The sequence below is a fragment of the Lacinutrix sp. genome (assembly GCF_023299985.1).
Taxonomy (GTDB): domain Bacteria; phylum Bacteroidota; class Bacteroidia; order Flavobacteriales; family Flavobacteriaceae; genus Lacinutrix.
Genome location: NZ_JALZVX010000105.1, coordinates 1 through 17,498 on the forward strand (window position 1 = coordinate 1; position 17,498 = coordinate 17,498).

General features: G+C 30.9%; 14 protein-coding genes. 13 read left to right on the forward strand and 1 reads right to left on the reverse strand.

Going from position 1 to position 17,498, the window contains the following annotated elements; all coding sequences use genetic code 11:
* Positions 1-17 precede the first annotated feature (17 nt).
* Positions 18-1,571 carry a bifunctional response regulator/alkaline phosphatase family protein gene (locus Q0C58_RS05165; RefSeq protein WP_290698381.1) on the reverse strand — a complete coding sequence of 518 codons (1,554 nt, stop codon included), beginning with the start codon at positions 1,569-1,571 and terminating at the stop codon, positions 18-20.
* A 39-nt stretch (positions 1,572-1,610) separates the two neighbouring features.
* Here Q0C58_RS05165 and Q0C58_RS05170 point away from each other — a divergent pair, with 39 nt between their 5' ends.
* From Q0C58_RS05170 to Q0C58_RS05230, 13 genes are all read left to right on the forward strand, one after another.
* Positions 1,611-2,834, forward strand: a complete 1,224-nt coding sequence (locus Q0C58_RS05170; RefSeq protein ID WP_290698384.1) for an HD domain-containing protein — start codon at positions 1,611-1,613, stop codon at positions 2,832-2,834.
* 143 nt (positions 2,835-2,977) lie between these two features.
* Positions 2,978-4,006, forward strand: coding sequence for a UDP-3-O-(3-hydroxymyristoyl)glucosamine N-acyltransferase (gene lpxD / locus Q0C58_RS05175; RefSeq protein WP_290698387.1), 1,029 nt, complete (start codon positions 2,978-2,980; stop codon positions 4,004-4,006).
* Complete coding sequence (locus Q0C58_RS05180; RefSeq protein WP_290698390.1) at positions 3,993-5,399, forward strand: bifunctional UDP-3-O-[3-hydroxymyristoyl] N-acetylglucosamine deacetylase/3-hydroxyacyl-ACP dehydratase; 1,407 nt, start codon at positions 3,993-3,995, stop codon at positions 5,397-5,399. The genes lpxD and Q0C58_RS05180 overlap by 14 nt, the downstream gene beginning before the upstream one ends.
* A gap of 111 nt (positions 5,400-5,510) precedes the next feature.
* Positions 5,511-6,296 carry an acyl-ACP--UDP-N-acetylglucosamine O-acyltransferase gene (lpxA, locus tag Q0C58_RS05185; protein WP_290698393.1) on the forward strand — a complete coding sequence of 262 codons (786 nt, stop codon included), beginning with the start codon at positions 5,511-5,513 and terminating at the stop codon, positions 6,294-6,296.
* A 20-nt stretch (positions 6,297-6,316) separates the two neighbouring features.
* Positions 6,317-6,883: an elongation factor P gene (gene efp, locus Q0C58_RS05190; protein ID WP_290698396.1), complete on the forward strand. Its 567-nt coding sequence runs from the start codon at positions 6,317-6,319 to the stop codon at positions 6,881-6,883.
* Between the two features lie 112 nt (positions 6,884-6,995).
* On the forward strand, positions 6,996-7,931 hold the full coding sequence (locus tag Q0C58_RS05195; protein ID WP_290698399.1) for a UDP-3-O-(3-hydroxymyristoyl)glucosamine N-acyltransferase: 936 nt from the start codon (positions 6,996-6,998) through the stop codon (positions 7,929-7,931).
* Positions 7,932-8,336, forward strand: coding sequence for a nuclear transport factor 2 family protein (locus Q0C58_RS05200; RefSeq protein ID WP_290698402.1), 405 nt, complete (start codon positions 7,932-7,934; stop codon positions 8,334-8,336). It abuts the gene before it with no gap.
* A 149-nt stretch (positions 8,337-8,485) separates the two neighbouring features.
* Entirely contained in the window at positions 8,486-9,259 is a 774-nt protein-coding gene (locus tag Q0C58_RS05205; RefSeq protein ID WP_290698405.1) for a WG repeat-containing protein, read from the forward strand.
* A 165-nt stretch (positions 9,260-9,424) separates the two neighbouring features.
* Entirely contained in the window at positions 9,425-10,297 is an 873-nt protein-coding gene (gene sucD, locus Q0C58_RS05210) for a succinate--CoA ligase subunit alpha (RefSeq protein ID WP_290698408.1), read from the forward strand.
* A 225-nt stretch (positions 10,298-10,522) separates the two neighbouring features.
* On the forward strand, positions 10,523-13,492 hold the full coding sequence (locus Q0C58_RS05215; protein WP_290698411.1) for a M16 family metallopeptidase: 2,970 nt from the start codon (positions 10,523-10,525) through the stop codon (positions 13,490-13,492).
* A gap of 132 nt (positions 13,493-13,624) precedes the next feature.
* Positions 13,625-14,371: a 3-oxoacyl-[acyl-carrier-protein] reductase gene (fabG, locus tag Q0C58_RS05220; RefSeq protein ID WP_290698414.1), complete on the forward strand. Its 747-nt coding sequence runs from the start codon at positions 13,625-13,627 to the stop codon at positions 14,369-14,371.
* Positions 14,372-14,394: 23 nt separating this feature from the next.
* Complete coding sequence (locus Q0C58_RS05225) at positions 14,395-15,429, forward strand: hypothetical protein (RefSeq protein ID WP_290698417.1); 1,035 nt, start codon at positions 14,395-14,397, stop codon at positions 15,427-15,429.
* Positions 15,430-15,452: 23 nt separating this feature from the next.
* Positions 15,453-17,486 (forward strand): VWA domain-containing protein, encoded by a 2,034-nt coding sequence (locus Q0C58_RS05230; RefSeq protein ID WP_290698420.1) that lies wholly within the window; start codon positions 15,453-15,455, stop codon positions 17,484-17,486.
* The last annotated feature ends 12 nt before the right edge of the window (positions 17,487-17,498 follow it).

The window sequence follows — 17,498 nt, forward strand, 5'->3', positions numbered from 1 at the left end:
ATAATTTACAAAAACTGTTACTTCGGGTTTAAAACCACAAAAGGAATAATCATTTCTTCTAACGACACACCACCATGTTGGTAAGTGTTTCTATAATAACTTACATAATGATTGTAATTATTAGGATAAGCAAAAAACAAATCACTTTTAGCAAAAATAAAAGAGCTATTCATGGACATAGAAGGCAGAAGTATTGTTTTAGGATCTTTTGCAGCCAAAACATCTTTGTTCTCGTAACTTAAACTACGACCTGTTTTATAACGTAAGTTTAAACTAGTATCGCGATCTCCAACAACTTTAGATGGGTTTTTTACATTAATAGTACCATGATCTGTAGTAATAATTAGTTTAAAGCCCATTTGTTGCGCTTGCTGTATCATCTCTAATAAAGGAGAGTTTTTAAACCAACTCTGTGTTAATGAGCGATATGCTTTATCGTTAGATGCTAATTCTTTAACAACATCCATTTCTGTTTTAGAGTGCGATAACATATCTACAAAGTTGTAAACCACAACTGTTAAATCGTTGTCTTTAGTGCCTTTAAAATTATCTGCTAATTTTTTACCATTTTTAAGATTGGTAATTTTATAGTATTCGTGTTTGTAGTTAGAAAGCCCTAAACGTTTCATTTGTGCTGTTAAAAAATCGTTTTCATGCATATTTTTACCACCTTCGTCTGTATCGTTTTTCCAATACTCTGGATGTAGTTTTTCCATATCACTAGGCATTAAACCAGAGAAAATAGCATTTCTAGCGTATTGTGTAGCAGTAGGAAGGATGCTAAAAAACGCGCTTTCTTTTTCTTTTTTATAGTGTTTAGATACAAAAGGTTCGAAAGCCTTCCATTGGTCGTAACGTAAATTATCTACAACCACTAAAAGTGTAGGTTGCTCTTTGCTTAATTCTGGAGCTATTTTGTCTTTAAATAGGTTATAAGACAATGTTGGTGCATCTACATTAGGTTCAAACCAAGTAGGATATTCCTTATCTATAAATTTTCCAAACTGGAGGTTAGCTTCGTTTTTTTGCGATTCTAAAATCTCGAACATACCAGAGTCTTCAATATCTTCTAGTTGCATTTCCCAGTAAATAAGCTTTTGGTAGAGTGCAACCCATTCTTCGTAGCTATTAACCATAGCCATATCCATAGCAATTTTTCTAAACTCTTGCTGGTAATTAGAGGTTGTTTTTTCTGACACCAATCGCGAATGGTCCAAATTTTTCTTTAAACTCAGTAAAATCTGATTTGGGTTTACTGGTTTTATAAGGTAATCGGCAATTTTATTGCCAATTGCTTCTTCCATTATATATTCTTCCTCACTTTTGGTAATCATTACCACAGGCAATGTGTCTTGCTTTTCTTTTATTTCATGTAAGGTTTCTAAACCTGTAAGTCCAGGCATGTTTTCGTCTAAAAATACAATGTCAAATTTGGTATCTTCTAAAATTTCTAGCGCTTCTGTACCACTATTACACTTAGTAACGCTGTAGTTTTTTTGCTCTAAAAAAATAATATGTGGTTTTAGTAAATCGATTTCATCGTCAACCCAAAGTATTTTTATTTTATCCATGTATATTTGTTTATCTAAAATCAGTAAAAAATTATCAGTTTGCAGAAAAGTAACAAACTTAAAATATTAAACGACCCAATTTACGGATTTATTACAATCCCTAATTCTTTAATTTTCGATTTAATAGAACATCGCTATTTTCAAAGGCTGCGTCGCATTACACAAATGGGCATGAGTTACTTGGTTTATCCAGGTGCTCACCACACGCGTTTTCACCATGCAATAGGTTGCATGCATTTAATGCAAAAGGCAGTACAAGTGCTTCGTTTTAAAGGTGTTGAAATTAGTGAAGAAGAGAAAAACGCCCTTTATATTGCTATTTTACTGCATGATATTGGTCATGGACCATTTTCTCATGCTATGGAGCATAGTATTGTAAATGGAATTTCTCACGAGCATATTTCTATGCTTCTAATGGAAAAACTAAATACAGAATTTAACAACGATTTAACGTTGGCTATTAAAATGTTTAAAGGCGAATATCCACGCCAATTTATGTGCGAGCTTATTTCTAGCCAAATAGATATGGATAGAGCAGATTACCTTAAGCGCGATAGTTTTTATACAGGTGTTGCCGAAGGTAATATTAATAGCGAACGCCTAATTACCATGCTTAATGTAAAGGATAATAAATTAGTTGTAGAGGATAAAGGTATTTATAGTATTGAAAAATTCTTGGTGGCTAGACGCCTAATGTATTGGCAAGTGTACTTGCACAAAACAAGTTTAACAGCAGAACAACTATTAATTAGAGTATTAAAACGTGCTAAAGAATTAACAAAAAGAGGAGAAATTTTAAGTGCTAGTAAACCACTACAATATTTTTTAAATGAAGAAATAACCTTAGGAGATTTTAATAGCGAAAGTTTAGAAACGTTTTCTAAATTAGATGATTATGATATTGTTTCAGCAATGAAAGCATGGCAATATCATGATGATTTTGTATTAAAAAACCTTTGCCAAATGATTATTAATCGTGATTTGCTTAAGGTTAAAATTAAGAAAAAAGAGATTAAGCCTTCTTTATTATTGCAACATAAAAACGAATTAATAGAAAAGTATTCTATTTCTGAAACAGAAGCCGATTATTTTGTGTTTACTGGAAAAATATCAAACCAAGCTTATACCAGAAAGAAACAAGGTATTAATATTTTACACAAAAACGGAAAGATTGAAGATATAGTTAAAGCTAGCGACCAATTAAACCTTAAAGCACTAGCGAAGCCAGTAACAAAATATTATATATGTTATCCAAAACCTTAGTATTAGTTTCTGTAATACAATTGAATTTTAAACAACTAAAACAGCTATCTATCGCTTTGATAACAAGTGTTTCAGTCTAATAGCAGCAAACTACCTTTAAACAACCTATAATATATGATACATTTTTTCTATTTTTGCGAGAGATGAAATTTACAGCAGAACAAATAGCTGATATTTTAGAAGGTGACATTGTTGGAGATCCACAAGTAGAAGTTTCTAAATTATCAAAAATAGAAGAAGGTGTAGAAGGTGCTTTAACCTTTTTAGCCAATCCTAAATACACTCCTTTTATATATAGCACAAAAGCAACTATTGCAATTGTGAATAGAGATTTTGAACCAGAACAAGAAATATCGGCTACTTTAATTAAAGTGGACGATGCTTATAAGTCTTTTTCAAAACTTTTAGAATATTACAATCAAGTAAAAAATAATAAGGTAGGTATAGAGCAGCCTAGTTACGCTTCAGAAACGGCAACATATGGCGAAAATGTTTATTTAGGCGCATTTTCTTATTTAGGCGAAAACGTAAAACTTGGCGATAATGTTAAAATTTATCCGCAAGTATATATAGGAGACAATGTTACTATTGGTGATAATACTACCATTTATGCAGGTGCTAAATTATATTCTGAAACAGAAATAGGGAAACACTGTATTATAAATAGTGGGACAATAATAGGAGCAGATGGTTTTGGATTTGCACCAGACAAAAATGGAGCGTTCCAAAAAGTACCACAAACAGGTAATGTTATTATTGAAGATTATGTAGATATTGGCTCTGCAACAACAATAGATAGAGCTACATTGGGTTCTACTATTATTAGACAAGGCGTAAAATTAGATAACCAGATACAAATTGCACATAATGTAGAAATTGGTAAAAACACAGTAATTGCTGCACAAACAGGAATTGCTGGATCTACAAAAATGGGCGAAAATTGCTTAATAGGTGGTCAAGTTGGTATAGCAGGACATCTAACTATTGGTAACAATGTTAGAGTACAAGCGCAAACAGGAATAGGTCATCGTGTTAAAGATGGCGAAAAACTCTATGGTTCTCCAGCAATAGATTATGGTAATTATGTAAAATCTTATGTGCATTTTAAAAACTTACCAGGAATAATTAAAACTATAAACGAATTAGAAAAAAAAGTAAATGGCAATAGTTAATTCGGAAATTAAACAGAAAACAATAGACAAAGAGATCTCTTTAAAAGGTGTTGGTTTACACACTGGAAAAGATGTAACTTTAACTTTTAAACCTGCTCCAGCAAATTCTGGATTTGCTTTTAAACGTATAGATTTAGAAGGCAGTCCTGTAATAGAAGCAGATGCAAACTATGTAACAAACACGCAACGTGGTACATGTTTAGAGAAAAATGGAGTAACCATACAAACATGCGAGCATGTATTGGCTGCATTTACAGGTTTAGATATAGATAATGCAATTATAGAATTAGATAACTCAGAGCCTCCAATAATGGATGGTTCTTCAAAATTCTTTGTAGAAGCTATAGAAAATGCAGGAATAGTAGAGCTTGATGCTTTTCGTGAAGAGTATATTGTTAAAAATGTTATTTCTTATCTAGATGAAGAAACAGGAAGTGAGATTTTAGTAATGCCAGCTAAAGAATATCAAGTAACAACTATGGTAGATTTTGGCACTAAAGTTTTAGGAACCCAAAACGCTACGCTTAGCCGTTTGTCTGATTTTAAAAAGGACATTGCAGATTCTCGTACTTTTAGTTTTTTACACGAATTAGAAGCCCTTTTAGAAAATGGATTAATAAAAGGAGGCGATTTAAACAATGCTATTGTATATGTTGATAAAGAATTATCACCAGCCACAATGGAAAAACTACAAGTAGCCTTTAAAAAAGATAAAATATCTGTAAAGCCTAATGGTATTCTTGATAATTTAACCTTGCATTATCCTAACGAGGCTGCAAGACATAAATTATTAGATGTTATTGGAGATTTAGCTTTAATAGGAACGCGTATTCGTGGAAAAGTAATAGCGAATAAGCCAGGACATTTTGTAAACACGCAGTTTGCCAAGAAAATGTCTAGAATAATTAAGAACGAAAGACGAAATAACTTTCCTGAGGTAGATTTAAATCAAACACCTTTAATGGATGTTAACCAAATAATGGATATGTTGCCTCATAGGCAGCCCTTTTTGTTATTAGATAAGGTTTTTGAACTTACAGACACTAAGGTGGTAGGTATGAAAAACGTGACCATGAACGAAGAGTTCTTTAAAGGACATTTTCCTGGTTCACCAGTAATGCCAGGTGTTTTAATTGTAGAAGCTATGGCACAAACAGGAGGTATTCTAGTATTAAGTACTGTTCCAGATCCTGAAAATTACCTAACATTTTTTATGAAAATGGATAAAGTTAAGTTCAAGCAAAAAGTAGTACCAGGAGACACTTTAATTTTTAAGTGCGAATTAATAACACCAATTAGAAGAGGTATTTGCCACATGCAAGGTTATGCTTATGCAAACGGTAAATTATGCGCAGAAGCAGAGTTAATGGCGCAAATATCTAAAATAAAATAATATTTTATTACCATAATAATAGAATTAACAAAGCAGGCTTTACAATAGTAATTAGAGCTTATAAATTAAAATGCAAATACATTTTTACAGCTAAAAATAATATTTCAAAAAATGAACCAACCATTAGCATACGTACATCCAGGAGCAAAAATAGCTAAGAATGTAGTTATAGAGCCTTTTACAACTATATATAATAATGTTACCATAGGAGAAGGAACTTGGATAGGAAGTAATGTAACCATTATGGAAGGTGCTCGAATTGGTAAAAACTGTAGTATTTTCCCTGGTTCTGTAATTTCTGCAGTACCACAAGATTTAAAGTACGACGAGGAAGATACTTTAACTATTATAGGAAACAACGTTACTATTAGAGAATGTGTTACTATTAATAGAGGTACAACAGATAGAATGAAAACTGTTATCGGAGATAATTGTTTAATAATGGCTTATTGTCATGTTGCCCACGATTGTATTGTTGGTAATAACTGTATTTTTTCTAATAATAGTACACTAGCAGGACATGTTACTATTGGTGATTATGTTATTTTAGCAGGTATGACTGCTGTTCATCAATTTTGTTCTGTAGGAAATCATGCTTTTGTAACAGGAGGTTCTTTAGTAAGAAAAGATGTGCCACCTTTTGTTAAAGCCGGTCGTGAACCTATATCTTATGTTGGTATTAATTCTGTTGGATTAAGAAGACGAGGTTATGCAACCGAAAAAATTAGAGAGATTCAGGATATTTATAGAATATTATATCAAAAAACTTATAATAATACACAAGCTGCTGGCATTATAGAAGCAGAAATGGAAGCAACCACAGAACGCGACGAAATTCTTCAGTTTATTAAAAATTCTCATCGTGGTATTATGAAAGGTTACTTCAAATCAAATTAATAAAATTAAATTAGAAAATTATGGCTAGTACTTCAGATATAAGAAACGGATTGTGTATTAAGTATAACAATGATATATACAAAATAGTTGAGTTTTTACATGTAAAACCAGGAAAAGGACCTGCTTTTGTTCGTACTAAAATGAAAAGTGTAACAAACGGAAAGGTTTTAGATAATACATTTTCAGCAGGACACAAACTAGAAGATGTTAGAGTAGAGACTCATAAATTTCAGTTTTTATATAATGATGGTGATTTCTATCATTTTATGAATAATGAAGATTACTCGCAAATTCAATTAATAGAAGCAGCGTTAGATAAGCCAGAACTAATGAAAGAAGGTCAAGTTGTTACAGTAACAATTAATGCTGAAGATGATGCGCCTTTATCTGTAGAATTACCTGCAAGTGTGGTGTTAGAAGTAACAGGAACTGAGCCAGGAGTTAAAGGAAACACTGCTACAAATGCTACTAAACCTGCAACAGTAGAAACAGGAGCAACAGTAAATGTTCCGTTATTTATTAATGAAGGAGATAAAATTAAAGTTGAAACAGAAAAAGGTACTTATAAAGAACGTGTAAAAGAATAGTTAAAAGAGTAGGCAGTGCTAAGTCTTCATTTTGCGGTTTTACTTGATTGCATATTTTTAAGACTGTAAACTGAGACCTGTAAACTGAGACCTGTAAACTGAAACTTTAAAAATGAAATTTCCAAATCCACATACATTAAAGCAAATAGCTCAATTAATCGATTGTGATTATATTGGTGCAGATAATTTTCAGGTTTTAGGGATGAATGAAATTCACGTGGTAGAATCGGGAGATATTGTTTTTGTAGATCATCCTAAATATTATGATAAAGCATTACAGTCTAATGCTACAATTATATTAATTAATAAAGATGTAGATTGTCCAGAAGGTAAAGCGCTATTAATTAGCGATGATCCTTTTCGAGACTTTAATAAATTAACACATCATTTTAAACCTTTTAAAGCTGCGAATGCTAGTGTTTCAGCTTCAGCTAAAATAGGAGAAAACACAATATTGCAACCTAATTGTTTTATAGGAAACAATGTAATTATTGGTGATAATTGTGTAATTCATGCTAATGTTACTATTTACGATGATGCTGTTATAGGTAATAATGTAACCATACATTCTGGTACTATATTAGGAGCAAGCGCATTCTATTACAAAAATAGAGCAGAAGGTTTCGATCAATTAGTATCTGGAGGACGTGTAGTTATAGAAAATAATGTAGATATTGGTGCTCTATGCACTATAGATAAAGGAGTAACTGGAGATACAATTATTGGAGCGGGTTCAAAATTAGACAATCAAATACAGGTTGGACACGATACTGTAATTGGTAAAAAATGCCTTATTGCGTCTCAAGTAGGTATTGCAGGTTGTTGTATTATTGAAGATGAAGTTACTATTTGGGGCCAAGTAGGTACAAATAGTGGTATTACTATTGGAAAAAAAGCTGTGATTTTAGGGCAAACAGGTGTTACAAAATCTGTTGCTGGAGGAAAGAGTTATTTTGGTACTCCAATTGAGGAATCTAGAGTTAAATTAAAAGAATTAGCTTACGTAAAGCGAATTCCTAGTATTATAGAGCAACTAAAAAATAAATAAATGTCATCTAAAAAAATAGTTAAGGCTTTTTACGATTCTAATTTGGCAACAGATGAGAATATTATAGATATGTTTCATGACGACTCTATATTAAACTGGAACAGTAGTCAAGGTTTTACAGCTTTAAATAAAGACGGAATTTCTGAAATGCTTAAAGGTATTAAGGAATCATATTTATCTTTTTCATACAGATTAAGTCATTTATTAGAAGACGATAACACTGTTACTGCCAGATATACTATTTATTACACAACAATAGAGAGGCCATTAAAAGAAGAGCCGCTTGCGCATTTTATTTCAATTTGGGAAGTAAAAGATGGTAAGATCTATAAGGGTTTTGAAATTAGTCAGAAACTAGACGAGAGTGTTGAGAATTTAACCTCTTTTTCAGAAATCAAGATGTAGGAATTAACATACAAAAAAATAATTCAACCTTTTTTATCGTACTTCAACCGATATATGTTAAAAAAATATGTATTTCATCGATTTTATTTGCTTTTAATAGACTTAACTCTATCTTTGTTAAAACAAAAAACAATTTCAATATTAAATTTATGAAAAACAAATTATTTTTTTTAGCATCCCTTTTTATGCTTGCGTCTTTTGCACAAGACGACATGCTTATTGTTCAAACAGGAAACCTTTATGGAATACTTAATAGCGATGGAGTAGAAGTCGTTAAACCAAAGTATCATTCAATAAGCGATTTCGGTTTAACAAAAACAGGATGGGCTAAAGTTCAGTTAAATGACAAGTATGGTTTTATTAATGCAGAAGGAGAACAAATTATTGATATCAAATATGATAAGTTGGGCGAATTTGGAGAGTACAATAAAAACTTATTAAAAATAACATTATTAGCTAAATCTGGGTTTATTGATAAATCTGGTAGAATTGTAGTAGAGCCAATTTATGATGTAATCGAGCAATTTGGTGGCATTCATAGAGATTGGGCATTGGTAAAACTAAATAACTTATTCGGCTTTATAGATTCTACAGGTAAAAAAATTATTGAGCCTATTTACGATACAATAAGTGAGTTTGATCTAATTAAAAAAGATTGGGCTATGATTGAGCTTAACGGTAAATACGGTTTTATTTCAAGAGAAGGTCGTGTAGTGGTAAAGCCTAATTATGCTAGTATTAGTAACTTTGATGAATATAGAAAAGGTTGGGCTAAAGTAAGTTTAGAAAACAACAAATATGGATTCATTAATACAGATGGTAAAGAGGTCGTAGTACCAAATTATGATAATGTAGAACGGTTTAAGAAGAAAAAAGGCAACAATATTTTTGTTAAAAAAGAATTTGTTGTAGAAAGAGATTAAGTTTCTGTTTCAATATTATTAAAAAAGCTCAAATTAATTTTTGAGCTTTTTTTTGTTTTTTTATTAAAAAATATACATGTGAATAGTTATTAAAAAAAAACCAAAAAAAAATTACAAAAGAGGTAACAAAAACTTACTTTTGTTCTACAATAAAAAAAAATACAAATGAGCGTATTAGTAAACAAAGATTCAAAAATAATAGTTCAAGGTTTTACAGGTAGTGAAGGTACTTTTCACGCTGGACAAATGATTGAGTATGGAACAAATGTTGTTGGTGGTGTAACTCCAGGAAAAGGAGGCCAAACACACTTAGATAGACCAGTTTTTAATACAGTAGAAGAAGCTGTTACTAAAGTAGGAGCAGATACAACAATTATTTTTGTACCACCTGCTTTCGCAGCAGATGCTATTATGGAAGCAGCAGATGCAGGAATTAAAGTAATTATTTGTATTACAGAAGGTATTCCTGTAGCAGATATGATTAAAGCATCTGATTATATAAGCGGAAAAGACTGTAGGTTAATTGGACCTAACTGTCCAGGTGTTATTACACCAGGAGAAGCTAAAGTTGGTATTATGCCAGGTTTTGTTTTTAAGGAAGGTAAAGTTGGTATTGTTTCAAAATCTGGAACATTAACTTACGAAGCTGCAGACCAGGTAGTAAAACAAGGTTTAGGTATAACAACTGCTATTGGTATTGGTGGAGATCCAATTATTGGTACTACAACAAAAGAAGCAGTAGAGTTATTAGTTAATGATCCTGCTACAGAATGTGTAGTAATGATCGGTGAAATTGGTGGTCAATTAGAAGCGGATGCTGCTAATTGGTACAAAGCTAGTGGTAGTAAAAAACCAATTATTGGTTTTATTGCTGGAGAAACTGCACCTGCTGGTCGTACAATGGGTCACGCTGGAGCAATAGTAGGAGGAAGCGATGACACAGCTCAGGCTAAAAAGGCTATTATGAGAGATTGTGGTATTCATGTTGTTGACTCTCCCGCAGAAATTGGTAAAAAAGTAAAAGAAGTTTTAGGTTAAAATTTCATGCAAATAAATATTTTAACAGTAAAATACTGTTAAAATATTTATAATATATAAACGTAATAAGTTCGTTGGCTGTAAATTAGTTAACGAACTTTTTTAGTTTTAAAATAAAACTAATCTTGAACTTGTTTCAAGATCTAATGAATTAGTATTCTTTAATAATTAATGCTAAAATGGGTCAATATTTACAAACAATTAATTAATCAAAAAAACCAAAAAATGAAAAATTTAAGATTAGTTGTTATCATCTTATTTATAACTTCAATTTATAGTTGTAAAAAAGATAACGACAAAACAATGGCTTATGCAGTAGAGAGCCAGAAAGATACTAACGGATTTTCTTTTGAAACAGTTGACAACGATCCAACAGGACTACGTTTATATACATTAGATAATGGTTTAAAAGTGTATATGAGTAAAAATACAGACGAGCCAAAAATTCAAACGTATATAGCTGTTAGAGCAGGATCTAATTACGACCCTAAAGAATCTACAGGTTTAGCACATTATCTTGAGCACATGGTTTTTAAGGGTACAGACAAAATTGGAACCATAGACTATGAAAAAGAAAAAGTATACTTAGATAAAATTTCAGATTTATACGAGCAACACAGAGCAGAGCAAGATCCAGATAAAAAACTTGAATTGTATCGTGAAATAGATAAAGTATCTTTAGAAGCCTCTAACTATTCTGTAGCCAATGAGTACGATAAGATGACGAGTTCTCTTGGTGCAACAGGTACTAATGCACATACTTGGTTTGAAGAAACTGTGTATAAAAATAAAATACCTGCTAACGAACTTAGTAAATGGTTAGCACTAGAAGAAGAGCGTTTTAGTCAATTAGTATTACGTTTGTTTCATACAGAATTAGAAGCTGTTTTCGAGGAGTTTAATAGAGGTCAAGATAACGACGGAAGAAAACGTTACGCAGCAATGTTAGAAGGTTTATTTCCTAATCATCCTTATGGACAACAAAAAACTATTGGTACAGCAGAGCATTTAAAGAATCCATCTTTAGTAGATATTAATAATTATTTCGATAAATATTATGTACCTAATAATATGGCAATGGTATTAGTTGGAGATTTAGATTTTGAAGCTACTATTAAAGAAGTTGAGGCAACTTTTGGTAAACTAAAACGTAAAGAAGTTACACATCCTACACTACCAAAAGAAGAAGCTATAACAAGTGTGTTAACTACAGAGGTTTCTGGACCAACTTCAGAGAGTGTATCTATTGCATATCGTGCAGCAGCAGTTAATTCTAAAGAAGAGAAATTAGTAACACTTTGCGACATGATTTTAGCTAATGGAAATGCAGGATTAATAGATTTAAACTTAAACCAACAGCAGTTAGTGCAAAGAGCTGGTTGTAATACAACGTTTTTAAATGATTATGGCTACCATAGTTTTTCGGGTTCTCCAAAAGAAGGACAGTCTTTAGATGAAGTAAAGGATTTAATTTTAGGTCAAATTGAAAAACTTAAAAAAGGAGAATTTGAAGATTGGATGATTGATGCTGTAATTAACGACCTTAAAAAATCACAACTTCAACAGTACGAGAATAGTACTGCATTAGCATCAGCTTATTTTGATGCTTTTATTCATAGAGTAGATTGGAATGATAAAGTAAGTTTCTTAAGCGATTTAAAGAAAATTTCTAAAAAAGAATTGGTAGATTTTGCAAATACCTTTTATAAAGAGAACTACGTAGTAACTTACAAACGTAAAGGAGAAGATAGTAATATTGTGAAAGTTTCTAATCCAGGCATAACACCTGTAAAATTAAATAGAGATCAATCTTCAGATTACATTAAAGCTTTTAATGCTAAGGAGTCTAAGCCTTTAGCACCTTTATATGTTGATTATGCTTCAGCTATAAAAAATAAAGAAACAAGCAATGGCTTAAAGGTGTCTTATATAGAGAATGAAACTAACGACTTGTTTACTATGAATATTATTTTCGATATGGGAAATGATAGTGACAAGAAATTAGGATTAGCCGTTGGTTATCTTGAGTATTTAGGTACAGAAAAGTATTCTGCTGAAGCCTTAAAAAAAGAATTTTATAAATTAGGTGTCGATTATTCTGTTAATACAGGAGGAGAGCAAACTTTTGTAAGTTTAAGTGGTTTAAAAGAAAACCTACCAAAAGGATTAGAACTTTTAGAGAACCTTTGGGAAAATGCAGTGCCAAACAAAGAGGCATACAATAAGTATGTAGAATCTATAGCAAAAGGAAGACAAGATAGTAAAACAAGCAAAGGTCGTATTTTACGTTCTGGTTTAATGAATTATGCTAAATATGGTGAAAATTCGAGATTAAGAAATATTATTTCTATTAATGAGTTAGAGAAAATAGAGCCTCAAACACTTGTATATATAACTAAAGATTTAAAAAAATACAACCAGCGTGTTTTCTATTATGGTAAAGATGTAGATGCAGCAGTGAGTGCTTTAAATACGTTTCATAAAGTGCCAGAAAAATTAGAAGACTATCCAAAAGCAACCACTTATAACGAGCAAGAAACAGGAGGTAACGTCTATTTTGTAGATTACGATATGGTACAAAGTGAAATGATGTTTTTAGCAAAAGGAGAACCTTTTAAGGCAGAAAACATGGCAGCTTCTACATTATTTAATACGTATTTTGGAGGTGGTTTATCTTCAATTGTGTTTCAAGAAATTCGTGAGTCTAAGTCATTAGCGTATTCTGCATGGTCTAGTTATTCTACAGCACAAAAACAAGACGAATCTAATTATGTTATGGCTTATATTGGAACTCAAGCTAATAAAATGCCGCAAGCAGTTGAAGCAATGATGGATTTAATGAATAATATGCCAGAAGCAGAAGAGCAGTTTACTGCAGCTAAAGAAGCAACATTAAAGAAATTAGCTGCGCAGCGTATTACTAAATCTAATATTTTCTGGAGTTATGAAAGACTTCAAAAATTAGGAATAGATAACGATAATCGTGAAGCTATGTATAATGCTATTCAAAACATGACAATGGCAGATTTACGTAATTTCTTCAATCAAAACATTAAAGGAGAAGATTATAATGTTATGGTTATTGGTAATAAAAAAGATATTGATTTTAAAGCACTTAAAAAATTAGGTGAAGTTCAAGAAATGGATGTCGATCATTTATTTAATTACGAAAAAGTACAAGACGTAAGATTGTAAGCAATCTTAATAGTCTTGTATAGACAAGAATTCATTATTAAAACCTCACAAATACTTTAATTTGTGAGGTTTTTTATTCTGAAGAACGTAGTAATTACTATATTTGAAATACTAAATAAAACTAATTTTTATATGAAACTTTTAGAAGGTAAAACAGCCATAATTACAGGAGCTAGTCGTGGTATTGGAAAAGGTATAGCTGAAGTATTTGCGCAGCAAGGTGCAAATGTTGCATTTACATATAGTTCTTCAGTAGAAGCAGCAAATGCGTTAGAAAAAGAATTAAACACTTTAGGTGTTAAAGCAAAAGGATATAAAAGTAATGCAGCAAATTTCGAAGAGTCTCAAAAGTTAGCAGAAGACGTTTTAGCAGAATTTGGTAGCATAGATATACTTATTAATAATGCAGGAATAACAAAGGATAATTTGTTAATGAGAATGGGAGAAGAGGACTTCGATAAAGTAATTGAGGTTAACTTAAAATCTGTTTTTAACATGACAAAAGCGGTACAGCGTACCATGCTTAAACAACGTAAAGGTTCTATTATTAATATGAGTTCTGTTGTTGGTGTAAAAGGTAATGCAGGACAAACAAATTATGCAGCTTCTAAAGCTGGTATTATTGGTTTTTCTAAATCTGTAGCTTTAGAGTTAGGTTCAAGAAACATTAGAAGTAATGTTATCGCGCCAGGTTTTATAGAAACAGAAATGACTGCAAAGTTAGACGAAGAAACCGTTAAAACATGGCGTAATGCGATACCATTAAAACGTGGTGGAACTCCAGAAGATATTGCTAATGTTTGTGTGTTTTTAGCTAGTGATATGTCTGCTTATGTAACAGGTCAGACATTGAATGTTGATGGTGGCATGTTAACTTAATTATTGCTCAAATCTATTTTTAAATGAAAAAACAATTAATTTTATTAGGATGTTTATTTATGCTATTAACTATCAATGCTCAAGTAAGCGTTGGTCCAAGGCATATTGGAACATCTAAAAGTTTCCCAAAAGGTCGTTTAGGCAAACTTAAAGGCACAGAAACAATATTTGTTTTATCAGATATTATCGATAGTTCTACTTATGAAAAACTATTGAGTGATTCGTGGGATGTTACACCATATAAGTTAGTAAACCGTAAAGATTTTAATATTCTAGATTATGTAGATGATAAATATTCTTTTGCCAATTTAGAAGGACATCATGTAGAGAAACAAACGAAATCTGGTGCAATAGTACATTATTTGTATTTGTATATTAAGTTTTTTATGCTTGATGCAGAGGGTTTAAAAAAAGATTTAAGTAAGTTAGATAAAAGTAGTAAGCGGTATAAAAAGAAACTTAGAAAAGCGATATCCTCTAACAAAGAGAATTTAGCAAGAGTAGATTTGTTTCCAAAGGATAATTTTTTACCTATAGCTTTAAGTTCAGAATCTTCAGTAATTATGGATACTATATATAGTAAGGACGTTTTCTATAACTATAAGTCAGGATTTCTTAAAAATTATTTTCAGAAAGTGAATAACCAACTAAAAGAAGGTGAAGAATATTGGATGTATGAAAATGATTTTTTACCAGAATTAATTAAACTTGGTAAGAAGACATTGTTTATACCTAACTACCATTTAAACAAGTTCAATCCTTGGAAAATGAAAAACACAAAGGATAACGATGGTTTTAAAAAAGTGATGGAAGACTACGAACATAAATTTGAATTTCAAGATGAAAACGAAATTGATAAACGTATTCTAGCAGGCGAAGAATTTTACTATCTTAGGTTTGTTAGAGTAAACTCTTCAAAATTTGTTCATATAATTAATTCTAAAACAGGAGAAATTGTCTACCGAAACTATATTGCAGGTATGCTGTCTTCTTATAATTTAAAGTCAAGACATATTAAAGATATTAATAGTAAAATAAAAAAAGCACTAAAAAAGTAATTTTATAAATACTACTAAAAACATTGTCAACACAAACTCTCTTATACATAATACTTGCAGGAATAATAGCGCTTTTATTAGCGCTTTTCCAATATAAACACAAAGCAAAAGGCAATTCTAAAAAGAATGCGATTTTTACTGTTCTACGTTTTTTAAGTATTTTTGGTGTTTTACTGTTGCTTATAAATCCTAAGTTCGAGCAGGTAAAAGTTTATAACGAAAAGCCAAATTTAGTATTAGCCATTGATAACTCTAATTCAATCAAACATTTAAATCAAGAAGAAAATGTTATTAAAATTGTGCAGAGTATTAAAGATAACGTTGCATTAAAAGAAAAGTTTAATGTTGATGTTTTTTCCTTTGGGAATACGCTTAACACCTCAGATTCTTTATCGTTTTTAGAGAAACAAACCAATATAGATAAGGTTTTTAAGGAGTTAAACCAAGTGTATAAAAATACTGTTTCTCCAACCATAGTTATTTCGGACGGAAACCAAACCTATGGTAATGATTACGAATATACTGCAAAAAAGTACAATCAGCCAATATATCCAATAGTTGTTGGTGATACCATACGCTATTCAGATTTAAAATTAAAACAACTTAACGTTAATAAGTATGCGTTTTTAAAAAACAAATTCCCTGTAGAAGCTATTCTGGTTTATAATGGTGATAAAAATGTAAATACTAAGTTTGTTGTTACTTCGGGAAAAAGCACAGTGTATTCAAAAAACATAAGTTTTTCGGAAAAGGATAATTCTAAAATTTTAAACTTCACTTTGCCAGCAAACAGCGTTGGTGTAAAAAGTTATATAGCCAATTTAATTCCTATTAGTACAGAAAAAAACAAAGCAAATAATAGTAAGAATTTTGCGGTTGAAGTTGTTGATGAAAAAACAAAGGTAGCGATTGTGAGCTCTGTTTTACATCCAGATTTAGGTATGCTAAAAAAGAGTATAGAAACAAACGAACAACGTAAAGTAGTATTCTTAAAACCTCAAGAAGCAATTAGTCAATTAAATGATTTACAATTAGTTATTGTGTATAATCCAAACAATACATTTAATAGTTTGTTTAAGGCTGTAAAACTTCAGAATAAAAACAAGTTTGTAATTGCAGGACCTAAAACAGACTTTAAATTTTTAAATGCAAATAGCGAAAATTACCAACACGATATTACATCGCAAACCGAAGATTATCAACCAACACTAAATATAAATTACAGTTCGTTTATAGTTGATGATTTAGATTTTGAATCGTTTCCACCTTTACTATCAAATTTCGGAGAACCTACTTTTTCTGTTCCTTTTGAAAGTATTCTTTATAAAAAAATAGGTTCAATAGATACTGAAGAACCACTTTTGGCAACTTTTGAAGTTAATGGAAGAAGAGAGGCTGTTTTGTTTGGAGAAAATATATGGAAATGGAGAGCACAGAGTTTTATTAATAACCAAAGCTTTAGTGCTTTTGATAATTTCACTGGAAAGTTAATTCAATATTTAGCATCTAACAAGCGTAAAAACAGGCTTAATCTTGATTACGAATCGTTTTATCAAGGCAGTAGTAACATAATAATGTCTGCTCAATTCTTCAATAAAAACTATGAGTTTGACGCTAATGAGAGTTTAAACATTACTGTTACAGATAAAATTAATAAAACATCTAAAACAATTCCATTCATTTTAAAGAACAATAACTATCAAGTAGATTTAAGCACGTTATCAGCCTCAGAATATACATTTACAGTAAAAGCAACAAGAGAAAATATTGCTAAATCTGGTAATTTTAAAATTTTAGAATATAATGTAGAGCAGCAGTTTTTAAATGCAGATATTTTAAAATTAAAAACTATTGCAAACCAAAGCGATGGAGCGCTCTACTTAATGAGTAATTATAATGCTATAATAAACGATTTGGTAAAAGACGAACGTTACAAACCAATACAAAAAAGCAGTAAAAATATCGTACCTTTAATCGATTGGAAATACCTTCTTGCACTTATAGCACTTAGCTTAGCAATAGAATGGTTTATGAGAAAATATAACGGATTAATTTAAATTGAAATAAAA

Bases quoted from the DNA above. Each gene is read 5' to 3' on its own strand.
- Q0C58_RS05165 (WP_290698381.1), bottom strand. From the start codon at position 1,571: ATGGATAAAATAAAAATACTTTGGGTTGACGATGAAATCGATTTACTA.
- lpxD (WP_290698387.1), top strand. From the start codon at position 2,978: ATGAAATTTACAGCAGAACAAATAGCTGATATTTTAGAAGGTGACATT.
- Q0C58_RS05180 (WP_290698390.1), top strand. From the start codon at position 3,993: ATGGCAATAGTTAATTCGGAAATTAAACAGAAAACAATAGACAAAGAG.
- lpxA (WP_290698393.1), top strand. From the start codon at position 5,511: ATGAACCAACCATTAGCATACGTACATCCAGGAGCAAAAATAGCTAAG.
- efp (WP_290698396.1), top strand. From the start codon at position 6,317: ATGGCTAGTACTTCAGATATAAGAAACGGATTGTGTATTAAGTATAAC.
- Q0C58_RS05195 (WP_290698399.1), top strand. From the start codon at position 6,996: ATGAAATTTCCAAATCCACATACATTAAAGCAAATAGCTCAATTAATC.
- Q0C58_RS05200 (WP_290698402.1), top strand. From the start codon at position 7,932: ATGTCATCTAAAAAAATAGTTAAGGCTTTTTACGATTCTAATTTGGCA.
- Q0C58_RS05205 (WP_290698405.1), top strand. From the start codon at position 8,486: ATGAAAAACAAATTATTTTTTTTAGCATCCCTTTTTATGCTTGCGTCT.
- sucD (WP_290698408.1), top strand. From the start codon at position 9,425: ATGAGCGTATTAGTAAACAAAGATTCAAAAATAATAGTTCAAGGTTTT.
- Q0C58_RS05215 (WP_290698411.1), top strand. From the start codon at position 10,523: ATGAAAAATTTAAGATTAGTTGTTATCATCTTATTTATAACTTCAATT.
- fabG (WP_290698414.1), top strand. From the start codon at position 13,625: ATGAAACTTTTAGAAGGTAAAACAGCCATAATTACAGGAGCTAGTCGT.
- Q0C58_RS05225 (WP_290698417.1), top strand. From the start codon at position 14,395: ATGAAAAAACAATTAATTTTATTAGGATGTTTATTTATGCTATTAACT.